This window comes from Marichromatium sp. AB31 (assembly GCF_003718685.1).
Lineage (GTDB): Bacteria > Pseudomonadota > Gammaproteobacteria > Chromatiales > Chromatiaceae > Marichromatium > Marichromatium gracile.
This window is the reverse complement of record NZ_RHFI01000001.1, coordinates 33,314-47,307: the sequence shown is the minus strand read 5'-3', so window position 1 is coordinate 47,307 and position 13,994 is coordinate 33,314. Positions and strand designations below refer to the sequence as shown.

At 70.0% G+C, this 13,994-nt stretch carries 13 protein-coding genes; 3 read left to right on the top strand and 10 right to left on the bottom strand.

Features of this window, described 5'->3' with window-relative positions; genetic code table 11:
- Window position 1: 1 nt before the first annotated feature.
- From argB to coaBC, 3 genes are all read right to left on the bottom strand, one after another.
- Window positions 2-898 (bottom strand): acetylglutamate kinase, encoded by an 897-nt coding sequence (gene argB / locus EBL84_RS00200; protein WP_123138979.1) that lies wholly within the window; start codon window positions 896-898, stop codon window positions 2-4.
- A gap of 192 nt (window positions 899-1,090) precedes the next feature.
- Window positions 1,091-1,549 (bottom strand): dUTP diphosphatase, encoded by a 459-nt coding sequence (gene dut, locus EBL84_RS00195; protein WP_123138978.1) that lies wholly within the window; start codon window positions 1,547-1,549, stop codon window positions 1,091-1,093.
- Entirely contained in the window at window positions 1,533-2,744 is a 1,212-nt protein-coding gene (coaBC, locus tag EBL84_RS00190; protein ID WP_123138977.1) for a bifunctional phosphopantothenoylcysteine decarboxylase/phosphopantothenate--cysteine ligase CoaBC, read from the bottom strand. The genes dut and coaBC overlap by 17 nt, the downstream gene beginning before the upstream one ends.
- Window positions 2,745-2,849: 105 nt before the next feature.
- On the opposite strand from coaBC, the gene radC reads away from it, so the two are divergent.
- Window positions 2,850-3,524, top strand: coding sequence for a DNA repair protein RadC (gene radC, locus EBL84_RS00185; protein ID WP_123138976.1), 675 nt, complete (start codon window positions 2,850-2,852; stop codon window positions 3,522-3,524).
- Here the strand turns inward: radC and EBL84_RS00180 are convergent.
- Window positions 3,408-4,307: an ATP-binding protein gene (locus EBL84_RS00180; protein ID WP_123138975.1), complete on the bottom strand. Its 900-nt coding sequence runs from the start codon at window positions 4,305-4,307 to the stop codon at window positions 3,408-3,410. The genes radC and EBL84_RS00180 overlap by 117 nt on opposite strands.
- 11 nt (window positions 4,308-4,318) lie before the next feature.
- A complete protein-coding gene (locus tag EBL84_RS00175) occupies window positions 4,319-4,885 on the bottom strand; it encodes a metallophosphoesterase (protein ID WP_062271568.1) in 567 nt (188 codons plus the stop codon).
- Window positions 4,886-5,086: 201 nt separating this feature from the next.
- On the opposite strand from EBL84_RS00175, the gene EBL84_RS00170 reads away from it, so the two are divergent.
- Entirely contained in the window at window positions 5,087-6,661 is a 1,575-nt protein-coding gene (locus tag EBL84_RS00170; protein WP_123138974.1) for a carbon-nitrogen hydrolase family protein, read from the top strand.
- Window positions 6,662-6,754: 93 nt separating this feature from the next.
- Here EBL84_RS00170 and EBL84_RS00165 read toward each other — a convergent pair whose 3' ends face one another.
- From EBL84_RS00165 to EBL84_RS00150, 4 genes are all read right to left on the bottom strand, one after another.
- On the bottom strand, window positions 6,755-7,240 hold the full coding sequence (locus EBL84_RS00165; RefSeq protein WP_123138973.1) for an Hsp20/alpha crystallin family protein: 486 nt from the start codon (window positions 7,238-7,240) through the stop codon (window positions 6,755-6,757).
- Between the two features lie 111 nt (window positions 7,241-7,351).
- On the bottom strand, window positions 7,352-10,759 hold the full coding sequence (locus EBL84_RS00160; protein WP_123138972.1) for an MFS transporter: 3,408 nt from the start codon (window positions 10,757-10,759) through the stop codon (window positions 7,352-7,354).
- A 93-nt stretch (window positions 10,760-10,852) separates the two neighbouring features.
- On the bottom strand, window positions 10,853-11,266 hold the full coding sequence (locus EBL84_RS00155) for a DUF1641 domain-containing protein (RefSeq protein WP_123138971.1): 414 nt from the start codon (window positions 11,264-11,266) through the stop codon (window positions 10,853-10,855).
- A gap of 19 nt (window positions 11,267-11,285) precedes the next feature.
- A complete protein-coding gene (locus tag EBL84_RS00150) occupies window positions 11,286-12,479 on the bottom strand; it encodes an FAD/NAD(P)-binding oxidoreductase (protein WP_223806126.1) in 1,194 nt (397 codons plus the stop codon).
- Window positions 12,480-12,740: 261 nt separating this feature from the next.
- On the opposite strand from EBL84_RS00150, the gene EBL84_RS00145 reads away from it, so the two are divergent.
- Complete coding sequence (locus EBL84_RS00145; RefSeq protein WP_123138969.1) at window positions 12,741-13,181, top strand: winged helix-turn-helix domain-containing protein; 441 nt, start codon at window positions 12,741-12,743, stop codon at window positions 13,179-13,181.
- A gap of 6 nt (window positions 13,182-13,187) precedes the next feature.
- Here EBL84_RS00145 and EBL84_RS00140 read toward each other — a convergent pair whose 3' ends face one another.
- A complete protein-coding gene (locus EBL84_RS00140; RefSeq protein WP_223806943.1) occupies window positions 13,188-13,961 on the bottom strand; it encodes a pirin family protein in 774 nt (257 codons plus the stop codon).
- Window positions 13,962-13,994 lie beyond the last annotated feature (33 nt).

Below are 13,994 nucleotides of genomic sequence, written 5' to 3'. Positions count from 1 at the left end.
CTCAGCGGCTGCGGATCAGGGTACCGACGCCCTCGTCGGTGAACAGATCGAGCATCACCGCGTGCTCCACCCGGCCGTCGATGATGTGCGCCGAACGCACCCCGGAGTGCACCGCGTCGAGCGCACAGCGGGTCTTCGGCAGCATCCCGCCGGAGATCACCCCCTCCTCGATCAGCGCCTCGACCCGCGCCGCGTCGATCTCCTTGATCAGCGTGCCCTCGCCGTCGAGCAGCCCGGGGGTGTTGGTCAGCAGCAGCAGCTTCTCGGCCTCGAGCACCTCGGCCATCTTGCCGGCGACCAGATCGGCGTTGATGTTGTAGGCGCGACCGTCCTCACCGACCCCGATCGGTGCGATCACCGGGATGAAGTCGCTCTTGACCAGCATGTGCAGGACGTGGGGGGCGATGCTCTCGACCTCACCGACATGGCCGAGGTCGATGATCTCGGAGGCCTTGAGCTCGGGTGCGCCGCGGCGCAGCACCAGCTTGCGGGCGCGGATCAGGTCGCCGTCCTTGCCGGTGAGACCGACGGCATGGCCGCCGTGCTGGTTGATGAAGTTGACGATCTCCTTGTTGACCAATCCGCCGAGGACCATCTCGACCACGTCCATGGTCTCGGCGTCGGTCACCCGCATCCCCTGGACGAACTCGGTGGCCTTGCCCAGACGCTTGAGCAGCGAGCCGATCTGCGGGCCGCCGCCGTGGACGATCACCGGGTTGATGCCGACGAGCTTCATCAGCACCACGTCGCGGGCGAAGCCCTGCTTGAGGCGCTCGTCGACCATGGCGTTGCCGCCGTACTTGATCACCATGGTCTTGCCCTGGAAGCGACGGATATAGGGCAGCGACTCGTTGAGGACGTGGGCGATGGTATGGGCGCGTTCGTTTGCGAGTGTCATCTGTGGTGTCCGGGTCTGTCGATGCGTCGGCGCGCCGGGCGGCGCGGGTGGGACGCGGGTGGGGCGAGCGGAGACGATCGGCGCGTCTTCGCAGCGGGTGCGCCGGGGCGGTCCTGGAGGCCGATGGCGGGCGTCCCCGGCGTGGCGCGGCGCCGCGCCGGCGGTCCGCCGGCGCGCGCTCTGGCGCTCGATTCAGTGTCTGCCGGTGTGGCCGAAGCCGCCCGCGCCACGGTTGGTGGCGTCGAATGCATCGACCACCCGCAATTCGGCCTGCAGTACCGGCACCAATATCAGCTGGGCGATGCGCTCACCGGGTTCGATACGGAAGGGGACCGTACCGCGGTTCCAGCAGGAGACCATCAGCGGTCCCTGGTAGTCGGAGTCGATCAACCCGACCAGGTTGCCGAGGACGATGCCGTGGCGATGGCCCAGCCCGGAGCGCGGCAGGATCATCCCGGCGACGCCGGGCTCGGCGATGTGGATCGCCATCCCGGTGGGCAGCAGCTCGGCGTCGCCGGGGGCGAGCTCGAGCGGGGCCTCGAGCATGGCACGCAGGTCGAGCCCGGCCGAGCCGGTGGTGGCGTATTGCGGCAGTGGATAGTCGCGCCCGAGTCGGGGATCGAGCAGCTTGACGTCAAGACGATGGTGCATGGTGTTCGAGATAGCGTTCGGCGATGAGTTCGGCCAGCGCCCGCGCGAGTCGGGGCTTGGCCATCATGGGCAGGTCGCGCTGACCGTCGGGCCAGAGCACGGTGAGCGCGTTCTCCTCGCGTTCGAAGCCGCCGCGCGGACCGCCGACACGATTGGCGGCGATCATATCGAGCCCCTTGTCGACGAGCTTGCCACGGGCATAGTGCTCGACCCGCTCGGTCTCGGCGGCGAAGCCGACGGTGAAGGGGGCGGGGCGGCGCGCGGCGACCTCGGCGAGGATGTCGGGGTTGCGTTCGAGACGGATCTCGAGCGCGGCGTGTTCCTTCTTGATCTTGGTCTCGGCCGGGGCGACCGGACGATAGTCGGCGACCGCGGCGGTGCCGACGAAGAGTTCACAGGCGTCGGCGCGGGCGATCACCTCGGCGTGCATCTGCAGCGCGGTCTCGACCTGCACCACCTGCTCGACCGGCGGTGGCGTCAGCGCGGTGGGGCCGCTGACCAGGGTCACCCGGGCGCCGAGCGCGGTGAGCGCCTCGGCCAGCGCATAGCCCATGCGCCCGGAGCTGCGGTTGCCGAGATAGCGCACCGGGTCGAGCGGCTCGCGGGTGGGGCCTGCGGTGAGCAGCACCCGGACCCCGTCGAGCGGTCGCGCCGGGTGCAGCGCGGCGGCGATCTCGGCCGGTTCGAGCATCCGCCCCGGGCCCTCGTCGCCGCACGCCTGGACGCCGACGCCGGGGCCGATCACCTGGACGCCGCGCGCGCGCAACCGCGCCAGGTTGTCCTGGGTGGCCGGGTGGCACCACATCTGTTGGTTCATCGCCGGGGCGATCGCCAGCGGTGCCGGGCTGGCCAGCACCAGGGTGGTGAGCAGGTCGTCGGCGATGCCGGCGGCCAGCCGCGCCATCAGGTCGGCGGTGGCCGGGGCGATGAGGATCTGGTCGGCCCAGCGGGCGAGCTCGATGTGGCCCATCCCGGCCTCGGCGCCGGGGTCGAGCATCTCGACCCGCGCCGGGCGCCCGGAAACGGCCTGAAAGGTCAGCGGACCGACGAAGGCGGTGGCCGCCCGGGTCATCACCACCTGTACCTCGCAGCCCTGCTCGCTGAGGCGACGGACCAGCTCGACCGACTTGTAGGCGGCAATACCGCCCCCGACCCCGAGCAGGATGCGGGATCCCGCGCTTGGTTGAGTCGACAAATCGTGTATCCTTGGTGTTCGAATCGGATCAGTTTAACGCAGATCACCGGGTGCGAGCGCGACCGCCGAGCGTGGCCGGACGGCACCCGGCGGGAGACCACGGCGATGCCGATCCGCGACTGGCCGAGTGCCGAGCGCCCGCGCGAGAAGCTGTTGGCGCACGGCGCGCAGGCGCTCACCGACGCCGAGCTGCTGGCGATCTTCCTGCGCACCGGGGTAACCGGCAAGAGCGCGGTCGACCTGGCGCGCGAGCTGCTCGCCGACTACGGCGGGCTGCCCGGTCTGCTCGCCGCCGACCAGCGCCGCTTCTGCGCCGGCAAGGGGCTGGGCACGGCCAAGTACGCGCAGCTCCAGGCGGTACTCGAACTCAGCCGCCGCTATCTGTTCAGCCGCATCGGCGGCGCCGATGCGCTCAGCGACGTGCAGTGCACCCGCGACTATCTCAAGCTACGTCTCTACGGCTCGCCGCACGAGATCTTCGCCTGTCTCTTCCTCGACACCCGCAACCGGGTGATCCGCTACGAGGAGCTGTTCCGCGGCACCGTCGACGGCGCCAGCGTACACCCGCGCGAGGTGGTGCGACGGGTGCTCGAGACCAATGCCGCAGCGGTGATCTTCGCCCACAACCACCCCTCCGGGGTCGCCGAGCCGAGTCAGGCCGATCTACGCATCACCGAGCGGTTGCGCGCTGCCCTGGCGCTGATCGACGTGCGCGTGCTCGACCACTTCGTCATCGGCGCCGGCGCGGGCGTCTCCTTCGCCGAGCGCGGCCTGCTCTGAGTCCGGGCGCGGCCGCTCGCTCGGCCAGCCCGGCTCGGGCAGCTCGCCCTCGGTCATGATCGGGCGCATGGCGTGGAGCATGTTGGCGAACAGCCCCTGGTGCTCGCGCTCCTCGCGCGCCAGCAGGGTCTTCATGTAGGCGCGCTGCGAGGGCATGGTGAAGCAGGCCGGGCAGCTGTCGGGCACCACCGGCAGCCCGGCGTGGGCGGCGAAGTCGGCGGTCTGGCGCTCGCGACAGTAGGCCAGCGGGCGGATCACCCGCAGGTCGCCCTCCTGGTTGCGATAGTGCGCCTTCATGGTGCGCAGCTGGCCGCCGTGGAACAGCGACATCATCAGGCTCTCGGCGAGGTCGTCGAGGTGCTGGCCGAGGGCGAGCACGTTGTAGCCGTGCTCGCGACAGAGACGGTACATGATGCCGCGCTTCATCCGCGAGCAGTAGGCGCAGAAGGAGTCGCCGTCCATGTGCGTCTTGGCCTGCTCCATCAGCGGCTGCTGCTCGTAGTGCCAGGGCACGCCGAGGCGGGTGTAGTAGTCCTTGAGCGGTTGCGGGTCGAACCCCGGCACCTCAGGGTCGACGGTGAGCGCGGCGAGCTCGAAGCGTACCGGGGCATAGGTGCGCAGATGGGCGAGGATGTGGAGCAGCGACAGCGAGTCCTTGCCGCCGGAGACGCCGAGCAGGATGCGGTCGCCGTCGCCGATCATGCGGAAGTCGGCGATGGCGCGGCCGACCTGACGCAGCAGGGACTTCGGGGGTTTGACGAGGTGCGCGGTGGTTGAACTCATGAATGGTGTCGTCAGGCGATGCGCGCGCGCGGCGCGTGCGAATGATGGGTGAATCTGTGCACCTCGACCGTCCAGGTCGAGGCGCGTGCCTCGAGGATCAGGCAGGAGGGGCCGCCGTGGGTCCGGGTGCGGCCGGCCGCGCCCGGGTTGAGCACCCAGGGCGAGACGTCGGTGTCGACGACCAGCCGATGGCTGTGACCGTACACCAGGACCCGGGCCTCGGGGAAGCGTCGGCGCAGCCAGCCGTGGCGGTCGCGCGCCGGGGTCTGGTGGCCGTGGATCACCACCAGGGTGCCGCCGGGCAGGGGGTAGGCGCGCCACTCCGGCAGGTGCTGGAGCAGCTCGCGGTCGGCGCTCGGCCACTGGCGCGGCGAGTCGTTGTTGCCATAGACCGCGAGCACCCGCCCCTGACGGGGTTGCAGGCGCGCGAGCACGGCGGCGTTGCCGATGTCGCCGGCGTGCACCGCGAGGTCGCAGTCGCCGACCAGTTGCTCGATACGTCCATCGAGGCTGCCGTGGGTGTCGGCGAGCAGGGCCACGCGCAGCGCGGGTTCGGGTTGTGGGGCGGGGGTCGGCATGATCTCGGTCCGTGAATGACGTGTGCTCGCCGCGGCGGTCGCCGCTCGGCGGTGGTGTCCGTCCGCCGTGGCGAACCCGTCAGTCTACTGATGATTCTCAATGTGAGGGTGACCGATAGGCAGCGACAAGGGTGTGGGGTCTGGCACAATCGATGGTCCGGTATCGACGCCGGCCATCCCTTCAGCCGAGGAGTGCACGACATGTCCAGCTCCACCCAGGCCAGATCCACCAAGCCCCAACTGTTGGTCCGCAACGCTCGCATCGCCGATATTCCCGCTATCCGCGCCCTGGTCGCCAAGGTCTACCAGAGCGCCGGCATGGGCACCTATTCGGCAGCGATGTTGCGCGGCCAGATCAACAATTTCGCCGAGGGACAGTTCGTCGCCGAGTATCAGGGCGAGATCGTCGGCTACTGCGCCACCTTCCTGATCAGCGGTCAGTTCGCGCTCAAGCCCCATACCTGGGCCGAGATCAGCGGCGGCGGCTATGCCTCGCGGCACGACCCCGACGGCGACTATCTCTACGGCATGGAGGTCTGCGTCGACCCCGATTATCGCGGGCTGCGCATCGGTCAGCGTCTCTATGACGCGCGCAAGAAGCTGGCGCGCGCCTGGGACGCCAAGGGGATCGTCTTCGGTGGCCGGCTGCCGACCCTGGCGCGACGAGTGCGCCGCTTCGACGGTCCCGAGCACTATCTCGAGGAGGCCAAGGCCAGCCGCCAGCGCGACCCGGTGCTCGCCTTCCAGATGCGCAACGGCTTCGAGGTGCTCGGGCTGCTGCCGGACTACCTCAAGGAGGACAAGGAGTCGCTCGGGTATGCGGTGCATCTGCTGTGGCGCAACCCCAATGCCCCGGACGAGCAGGAGGAGCGTCGCGCCAAGAGCTATGGGGCGCGGTTGCCCGACACCGTGCGGGTGGCGACGGTGCAGTACATGCAGCGCCGGGTGGGGTCGTTCGATGAATTCATCGATCTGGTGCGCTATTTCGTCGACGTCACCGCCGACTATCGCGCCGACTTCGTGGTCTTCCCCGAGCTGTTCTCGCTACAGCTGCTGTCGATGGAGGACCAGGAGCTGTCGCCGGCCGAGTCGATCGAGGCGCTCACCAAGTACACCACGCCGCTCAAGGAAGCGCTCAGCGAGATGGCGGTGCGCTACAACATCAACATCATCGGCGGTTCGCACCCGACGCGGATGGCCAATGGCCGGGTCGAGAACATCTGCTACGTCTGTCTGCGTGGCGGCGAGGTCCACGAGCAGCCGAAAATCCACCCGACCCCCAACGAGGTCTACTGGTGGAACATCGAGGGCGGCGACTCGCTCAACGCGATCAACACCGACTGCGGTCCCATCGGGGTGCTGATCTGCTACGACTCGGAGTTCCCCGAACTCGGCCGTCATCTCGTCGACCAGGGCGCCAACATCATCTTCGTGCCCTTCTGCACCGACGAGCGCCAGTCCTATCTGCGGGTGCGCTACTGCTGTCAGGCGCGGGCGGTGGAGAACCAGTGCTATGTCGCCCTCTCGGGCAACGTCGGCAACCTGCCGAACGTGCACAACATGGACATCCAGTACGCCCAGAGCTGCATCCTCACCCCCTGCGACTTCCCCTTCGCGCGCGATGGCATCGCCGCCGACACCACGCCCAACGTCGAGACCGTGGCCTTCGCCGACCTGCGTCTCGAGGCGCTGCGTGCGGCGCGCAACTCGGGCACGGTGCAGAACCTGAAGGATCGGCGTCACGATCTCTACACCACGGTGTGGCGCGAGCGCTGAGGGACGGGTCGTGCCAGGGCCGCAACGACGCGCCCCCGGGCCGGGTGTCGACACCGGGGGCGTTGCGGGCTCGGGGGCGCGCGTGGTGGATGATCACTTCACCTCGACGCGGCGGCGCTCGGCGCGCTCGGTCTTCGGCAGGTGGACCTCGAGGACGCCGTCCTCGAAGGTCGCCTCGACCCGCTCGGTGGCGACCTCATCGGGCAGCCGGATGCTGCGGGTGAAGCCACCGCGGGCGATCTCGGTGTGGCAGTAGGTGCCGCGCTCCTCGCGGGTCTCGTGCGCCCGTTCGCCCCGGATGGTAAGCAGCCGTCCGCTGAGTTCGATCTCCAGGTCCTTGCGGGCCACGCCCGGCACCTCGGCGCGGACCAGGATCTCGTCGTCGCGGTCGATCACGTCCATCCGCGGTACCACCGCCGTCGCCTTGGTCTCGGCGTCCCAGCCCCGCCACAGCCCGGGGAACGGACGCTGCAGCCAGCCCTGTCGCATCATCTGCTCGAAGGCGCGATCCATCTCGTCGAAGAGGGTCGGCGCGCGCTGCGCGCTGGTCTCGGCGGGCATCTTCGTCTTGGTCTTCATGGCACTCCCCTCCTCCCTTGCATCAGCTCGGGGTTTCTGCTTCAAGCATAGCCTGCCGGCGGCCGTTTTCAATCCCGATCATTTCGTTTTTATTTCTTTTATAACATGTGTTTATAGCGATTCTTTCGGCGTCTTGCAGGTCGCGAGATCGGCCGCCAGCCGACGGCTTGCGCCGTAGTCGACCTTGCCGCTGCCGAGCCTGGGGATGCGCTCGACCTGATGGATCTCGGCGGGCATCTCCAGCGGCGTCATCCCCGCCGTGCGCAGCTGACCGCGCAGTTGGTCGAGTTCGAGCACGGCGCTGACCAGCAGCACGATGCGCTCGCCCTTGCGCGGGTCGGGCAGGGTGGTGGCCACCAGGTCGAGCTCGGGGCAGGCGAGCGCGGCCTTGACCTGCTGCTCGACATGACCGAGCCCGACCATCTCGCCGCCGATCTTGGCGAAGCGCGAGTAACGCTCGACGATGGTGAGGAAGCCGTCGGCGTCGACCCGGCCCTTGTCGCCGGTGCGGTACCAGCGCATGCCGTCGAGGGTGATCACCGTCGCGGCGGTGCGTTCGGGATCGTCGAGATAGCCCTTCATCACCTGCACCCCACCGATCAGGATCAGCCCCTCCTCGCCGGGGGGCAGGGTGCGCAGGTCCTCGGGGTCGACGATGCGGAAGCTGGTGCCCGGCAACGGCATGCCGACGCTGCCCGGGCGCGAGCCGATCTGCACCTTCCAGGTGGCGGTCTCGAGCGCGTCGGGGACGTTGACGCTGGCCACCGGGGTGGTCTCGGTGGCGCCATAGCCCTCGTAGATCGGCTTGTTGAAGCGCAGCAGGAAGGACTTGCGCACCTCCGGGTCGAGCCGCTCGGCGCCGGCGACCACCACCCGCAGCGACTGCAGCATCAGCGGGTGTACCCGCGGGTGGCGCAGATACAGCCGCAGGAAGCTCGAGGTGCTGCACAGCACGGTGGCGCGATAGCGGGCGATGGCGCGGGCGTTGGCGAGCGCGTCGGTGGGGTCGGGGTGACAGACCACGGGGATGCCCTCGAGCAGCGGCAGGAAGGTGGTGACCGTCAGCCCGAAGGCGTGGAAGGGCGGCAGGTTGGCGAGGATCAGGTCGTCGCGCTCGGTGTTGAGCACGTCGGCGATCTGGCGCACGTTGGCGAGGATGTTGCGATGGGTCAGCTCGACCCCCTTGGGCAGGCCCTCGCTGCCGCTGGAAAACAGGATCGCCGCGGTCTCGTCGGCATCGAGCCGGGCGCCGAGCGCGCGCAGCAGCCAGCGCGGCGGCAGCAGCCGGGCGAGGACGATCAGCAGCAGTGGCCGTACCCGACCGATTCGCCCGCGCAGGTCCTCCAGCGCCACCGCCTCGACCCCGTCGAGTGCCGCGTCGAGATCGATGCCACGCTGTGCGAGCCGCGCGCGAAAGCGCCTCGAGGTCAGCACCACGCCGCAGTCGGCGCGCGCGATCGACTGGCGCAGCACCTCGGGCCCGGTGGTGTAGTTGAGGTTGACCACCGTCTTGCCGGCGAGCAGCGCGGCGAGGTTGGCGAGCGCGGCGCCGACGCTCGCCGGCAGCAGGATGCCGACCCGCGGCCCGGGGCAACTGGCGCGGACCTCGAGGGCGAAGGCGAGCGCCGCGCCGGCGAGTCGGGGCTGACCCAGACTGGCGCCCTCGGCATCGGCCAGACAGACCCGCGCCGGGGTGCGCCGATTGGCCTCCAGCCAGGCCTCGGGCAGGCTCGGCAGCTGTTCGACATGGCGCTGCCAGGAGCTCACCGAGAGTTCGAACACCGCCTGCTTGACCTGCTCGGCACTGCTCTCGCGCGTCATCGGGGCGCCGAAGGCGACCACCAGGTCGCGGGTGCGCCCGACCCGGCGGTTGGCCTTGAGTTGGTCGCTGGCGTACGAGAAGCGGCTGCCCCAGAGCCCGCGCAGATAGAAGGGCACGATCACCGCGTCGGTGGCCGCGCTGGCGGCGCGCTCGAAGCCGCGCTTGAAGGCCGAGAGCTGGCCGTTCTTGCTCAGCGTGCCTTCGGGGAACAGACAGACCACCTCGCCGGCCTCGAGCAGCCGGGTCACCCGCGCGGTGGCCTCGCGGCTGGCGCCGCCGGAGATCGGGATCACACCGAAGAAGTCGAGCAGGTGGCGCAGGTACCAGCGCTCATAGAGCCCGCGTTCCATGACGAAGCGCACCGGGCGCGGCGCGGCCATCTGCACCACCGCCCAGTCGATCCAGCTGACGTGGTTGCCGAGCAGCAGCACGCCGCCGAGCGGCGGTAGCTGCTCGACCCCGATCACCGCGAGGCGGTAGCGGGTGGCGAGCAGCCGACCGGCGACGAAGCGGGCGAGCGACTGCGGCAGGTGATAGAGGGTGTAGCCGGCGCCGAGCAGGGCGGTCAGCGCCAACACCCCGAGCAGCGCACCCGGGGCGATGCCGAGCGCGAGCGCGGCGGCCACCGCCAGCGTGCCGCCGAGCACCCCGGCGCGCGAGAGCGCCTGAGCACACCCCAGTGCGCTGCCGTGGCGGGCGGTGACGTGGAACTGGATCAGCGCCTGCAGCGGCACCAGGAAGAGCGCGCCGGCGAGCCCGAAGGCGGCGAGTGCGAGCACCTGGGCGCCGCCGGAGAGCCCGGGCAGCAGCAGTAGCGAGACGGCGACGCCGATGGCGCCGAAGGAGGCGAGCGCGCTCTCGATATGATCGCGCGAGAGTCGTGCGGCGAGCAGTGCGCCGAGCACGAGCCCGACGAGCCCGGCGGCCAGCGGCCACAGCAGGGGCAGTGGACGCTCGTCGAGCGCGGCGGGGAGACCGAACAGCAGCCCGGCGGCGATCGCCCAGAACAGGGTGAGGCCGATCAGCGAGCGCCAGATCACCGGATTGGCGCGCAGCGCCCGGACCTCGGCGAGTAGGGACCCGGCCAGCGGCGGTTCCGGCGCCGGTTCGGGCGCGCGCGCCAGGGCGCGGGTCAGCGCGAGCTGGGCGAGCGCGGCCAGCACCAGCGGGACGAGCGCGGGGAGCAATTGGTGCAGCCGTGTCGCCAGGTCCGCGCCCGTGGGGGTGACCAGCAGCAACGACCAGCCGGCGAGCAGCCCCAGCCCGAGCGCGCCGAGCAACTGGGCATTGGCCACCCCCAGCCGGTGCTTGCCGGTGAGCCCCTGGAGGCGCGCCACCACCGCCGGGGCGAAGAGGGCGAGCTGGGCGCCGAGCAGCAGCGCCGCGAGCCAGGGTGTGCCCGGCCAGCCGCGCCACTGCAGTCCGGCGAGCGTCGCGACCAGCAGCGCCTGGGTCCAGGCGGCCAGCCGCAGCACCGGGGTGGCGCCGCGGCGGTCGATCCGGCCACCGATCGCATGGGCGAGCAGCGCCGAGGGTGCGAGCAGCAGCGCCCACACCAGGGGCTCGGCGAGCGGCGCGGCAGCGGCGGGTGACAGCGCGCGATGCAGCAGCGCCAGCACGCCGCCGGCGACGAGACCGTTGAGTGCGACCAGCGCCTGCAGCTGAGTGGTGGCGGTGGGCTGTGGCGACTGATCCATGGAGCGATCCTCGCGTACCGAGTCGGGTGGGAGGCGGTGGCCTTCCACCCGAGTCTAGGCAGGCGGATGCGCGCGCGCCATGGCGCGCGCCGCTCAGTCGTCTTCGGGGATCTCGGCCTCGAGCGCGACCTGGCGACCGACGGCACCGAGCAGCTGGATGACGAAGAACAGCCCGCGCCTGACCTCCGGGTCGTTGAGCTGGCGCGAGAGCTGCCACAGGGTCGGCGGCTCGCTGTCGGCGGCGGTGGCCGAGGCGCTGCGCAGCGCGTTGCCGGCCGACCAGCCGGCCCACACCACCTCCTCGAAGGCCTTGGCGAGCTTCTGGGTGAGCTGGTCGTCGGCCATGTCGATGAAGTCGGAGGTGGCCGAGAGCAGGTCGACGACATTGTGCAGGCGCCGCGTCTGCAGCAGTGGGGCCAGGTGTTCGGCGAGGTCGCGCAGCCCTGCGGCGGTATCGGGGTCGGCGAGCACCGCTGCGGCGTCCTGGGGTTTGGTGGCGGTCAGCATGATCGGGTCCTCCTCTCCACTACACCAGACCGCGTGCCGTGGCCCAGTAGACGCCACGGTTGAAGGTCTTGCGCATCAGCCCGCCGACCTTGGTCGGTGGGGTCGGTTGGACGTCCTGGTCGTAGTCGTACCAGAGCGGCATCCCGGCCTCGAGCCCCATCTGCGCGATCGCCTGGACGCGACCGTCGTAGACTGCCGGGGTGGCGCCCTGACGCAGGTCGAAGGCGATGTTGTCGATGATCACCGGCGACTGGTTGTGACAGGAGCCGCCGGCCTTGGAGATCGGCAGGTCGACGGTGTCGCCCATGCAGTAGACGTTGGGGTAGCCCTTGAGCTGCAGGCTGCGACGGTTGGTCGGCAGCCAGCCCTCGTCCTCGGCGGCTTCGGAGACGCCGGAGTTGATCACCGCGTCGACGGCGCGGATCGGCGGGGTCGACATCAGGATGTCGAAGTCCTCGCTGTCGCCCTCGCTGGAGTGGGCGACGCGGGCATCGGGGTCGACGCGTTCGAGGGTGAAGCCGCGTTTGAAGTGGATGTCGCGGTCGCTGAAGATCTGCGGCAGGACCTCGCAGGTCTGCTTCTGCATGAACAGACAGTTGCGCAACAGTTGCGAGACGCTGGGATAGGTGTAGAGGATCTCGACGCGGTCGCGCACGCCGCGCCGGCGCAGCAGCTCGTCGACCATCAGCGTGGTCTCGATCGGCGCGATCCCGCACTGGTGGGGGACGTCCGGGGTCTTGGGGAAGGTGACGGTGATGAAGATGCGCCCGCGCTCGATGGTGCGCAGCTTCTGCGCCAGACGCCGGGCCGGCTCGAACTGGTAGAAGTGGTCACCGGCCTCGGCCAGCCCCTCGATGCGCTCGGGCGCGGGCAGGCAACCGGTGGAGACGACCAGATAATCGTAGTCGTAGTGGGCGCCGCTGCGGGTGTGCAGACGGCTGGCGGAGAACTCGAAGGCCTCCACCTCGTCGACCACGAAACGCACCTCGGGGCGCAGCAGGGTCGCTTGTTTGCGACGTAATTCGGCCTTGTGGTACATGTCGAAGGCGACATACATGAAGGCCGGCTTGTAGTAGTGCCAGGGTGAGTTGGAGATCAACATCACCTCGACCTGGTTGCGCCGGATCTCGACGCCGAGCTTGGAGACCATGTTGTTGGCGGTCATGGTGCCGCCGATGCCGCCACCGACGATGACGATGCGCTTCTTCATCATCCACCCTCGTCTCGTGTTGCGAACCTGAGTCGGACGGGCCGGAGGCCGGGTGCTCGCCCGGCGCCGCCTCCCGGGCGGTTGCCGATCCCGTGCGCGTCCCGTTCCCGGGCGCGCTTCAGTGCCATGCGGGGCCGCCCGGACGGCTGGTTCGCGAACAGTCGTGGCGGGGCGACTCGATCCCTCATGGTGTCGCGATCCACGGTACTTGGCCGCTGGGGAAAAGGGAATAACCGAGTTTTCCAATCTGAAAAGGTCCCTGTCATGCCCGTCGATCCGTCCCCTTCCGTCCCCGTCGATCCGGTCGATCAGGTTCGCCGGGCGATCATCGAGTGCCTGAACCGCTTCTATGCCATCGAGAGCGGGATGTGGGGCGATCCGCTCTCGAGCCTGATGATCCGTACCGTGACCCAGGCGCGGCTCGAGGGCCGTCCCCACGACATCTCCTCGTTGAGCACCTGTCTCGACCTGAGCCTCGCCACCGTGCACCGCAAGCTCAAGCGCATCGCCGCCGACGGCTATATCGAGATGCGCCGCGAGGGGCGCTCGATCCGGCTCTATCCGACCGAACGGGTGGAGGTGCTGTTCGACACCCGCTTCGACGAGATGATCGAGACCCTGCGCGCGCTCTACGGGCGTGGCGAGGGGAGGGCGTCGGACTGGGGGCCGCCGCGACCGTGCCGTGTCGACGACGGCGATGACTGAGCGCGCTCAGTCGGTCAGCCGGCCGGCTTCGTAGTCGGCGATCGCCTGGTCGATCTCGGCCTGGGTGTTCATCACGAAGGGGCCGTAGTGGGCGAGCGGCTCGGCGAGCGGCCGGGCGGCGATCAGGAGTGCGCCCGCGCCCTCTGTCCCCGCGGTCAGTCGCAGTCCTTCGGTGTCGTCGAGTTCGGCGAGTTGGTGACGCCTGATGCCGTCGTCGGCGATCGCGACCCTGCCCTGGTGGACATAGAGCAGCCGGCGCCAGCCCGGGGTCGCCGGCGGGTCGAACTCGCCGTTCGGGTCGAGCGCGAGGTCGAGCAGCAGGGGGGCGCACGCCGCCTCGGTGAGCGGGCCGTGCGTCTGCGTGCCGGCGAGTTCCAGGTCGCCGGCGATCACCCGTACCCGACAGCCCGGGGTGGGAGCGAGCCGGGGGATCTGTGCGGCGGGGATGCGCCGGTAGGCGGGGTCGCTGAGCTTGTCGCGCGCCGGCAGGTTGAGCCAGAGCTGCAGCCCGTGTGCCCGACCGTTGCGCAGCACGGGTTGTTCGGCATGGATCACGCCGCGCCCGGCGCGCATCCAAGCGACGTCGCCGGTCTCGACCAGATCGCGGTTGCCGAGATGGTCGGCGTGGGCCATGGCCCCGTCGAGCATCAGCGTCAGGGTCTCGAAGCCTCGATGCGGGTGCTCGGGGAAGCCCGGCGGGGTGTCGTGCCGGTCGGTGATGGCGAAGTCGTCGAGCAGCAGCAGCGGGTCGAGCGCACCCATCCCCTCGCGGGCGAGGATGCGCTGCAGCCTGACCCCGGAACCGTCCGAGGC

What these genes read in the sequence shown, in the direction of transcription:
- argB (WP_123138979.1), bottom strand. Translation starts at nt 898, where the DNA reads ATGACACTCGCAAACGAACGCGCCCATACCATCGCCCACGTCCTCAAC.
- dut (WP_123138978.1), bottom strand. Translation starts at nt 1,549, where the DNA reads ATGCACCATCGTCTTGACGTCAAGCTGCTCGATCCCCGACTCGGGCGC.
- radC (WP_123138976.1), top strand. Translation starts at nt 2,850, where the DNA reads ATGCCGATCCGCGACTGGCCGAGTGCCGAGCGCCCGCGCGAGAAGCTG.
- EBL84_RS00180 (WP_123138975.1), bottom strand. Translation starts at nt 4,307, where the DNA reads ATGAGTTCAACCACCGCGCACCTCGTCAAACCCCCGAAGTCCCTGCTG.
- EBL84_RS00175 (WP_062271568.1), bottom strand. Translation starts at nt 4,885, where the DNA reads ATGCCGACCCCCGCCCCACAACCCGAACCCGCGCTGCGCGTGGCCCTG.
- EBL84_RS00170 (WP_123138974.1), top strand. Translation starts at nt 5,087, where the DNA reads ATGTCCAGCTCCACCCAGGCCAGATCCACCAAGCCCCAACTGTTGGTC.
- EBL84_RS00165 (WP_123138973.1), bottom strand. Translation starts at nt 7,240, where the DNA reads ATGAAGACCAAGACGAAGATGCCCGCCGAGACCAGCGCGCAGCGCGCG.
- EBL84_RS00160 (WP_123138972.1), bottom strand. Translation starts at nt 10,759, where the DNA reads ATGGATCAGTCGCCACAGCCCACCGCCACCACTCAGCTGCAGGCGCTG.
- EBL84_RS00155 (WP_123138971.1), bottom strand. Translation starts at nt 11,266, where the DNA reads ATGCTGACCGCCACCAAACCCCAGGACGCCGCAGCGGTGCTCGCCGAC.
- EBL84_RS00150 (WP_223806126.1), bottom strand. Translation starts at nt 12,479, where the DNA reads ATGATGAAGAAGCGCATCGTCATCGTCGGTGGCGGCATCGGCGGCACC.
- EBL84_RS00145 (WP_123138969.1), top strand. Translation starts at nt 12,741, where the DNA reads ATGCCCGTCGATCCGTCCCCTTCCGTCCCCGTCGATCCGGTCGATCAG.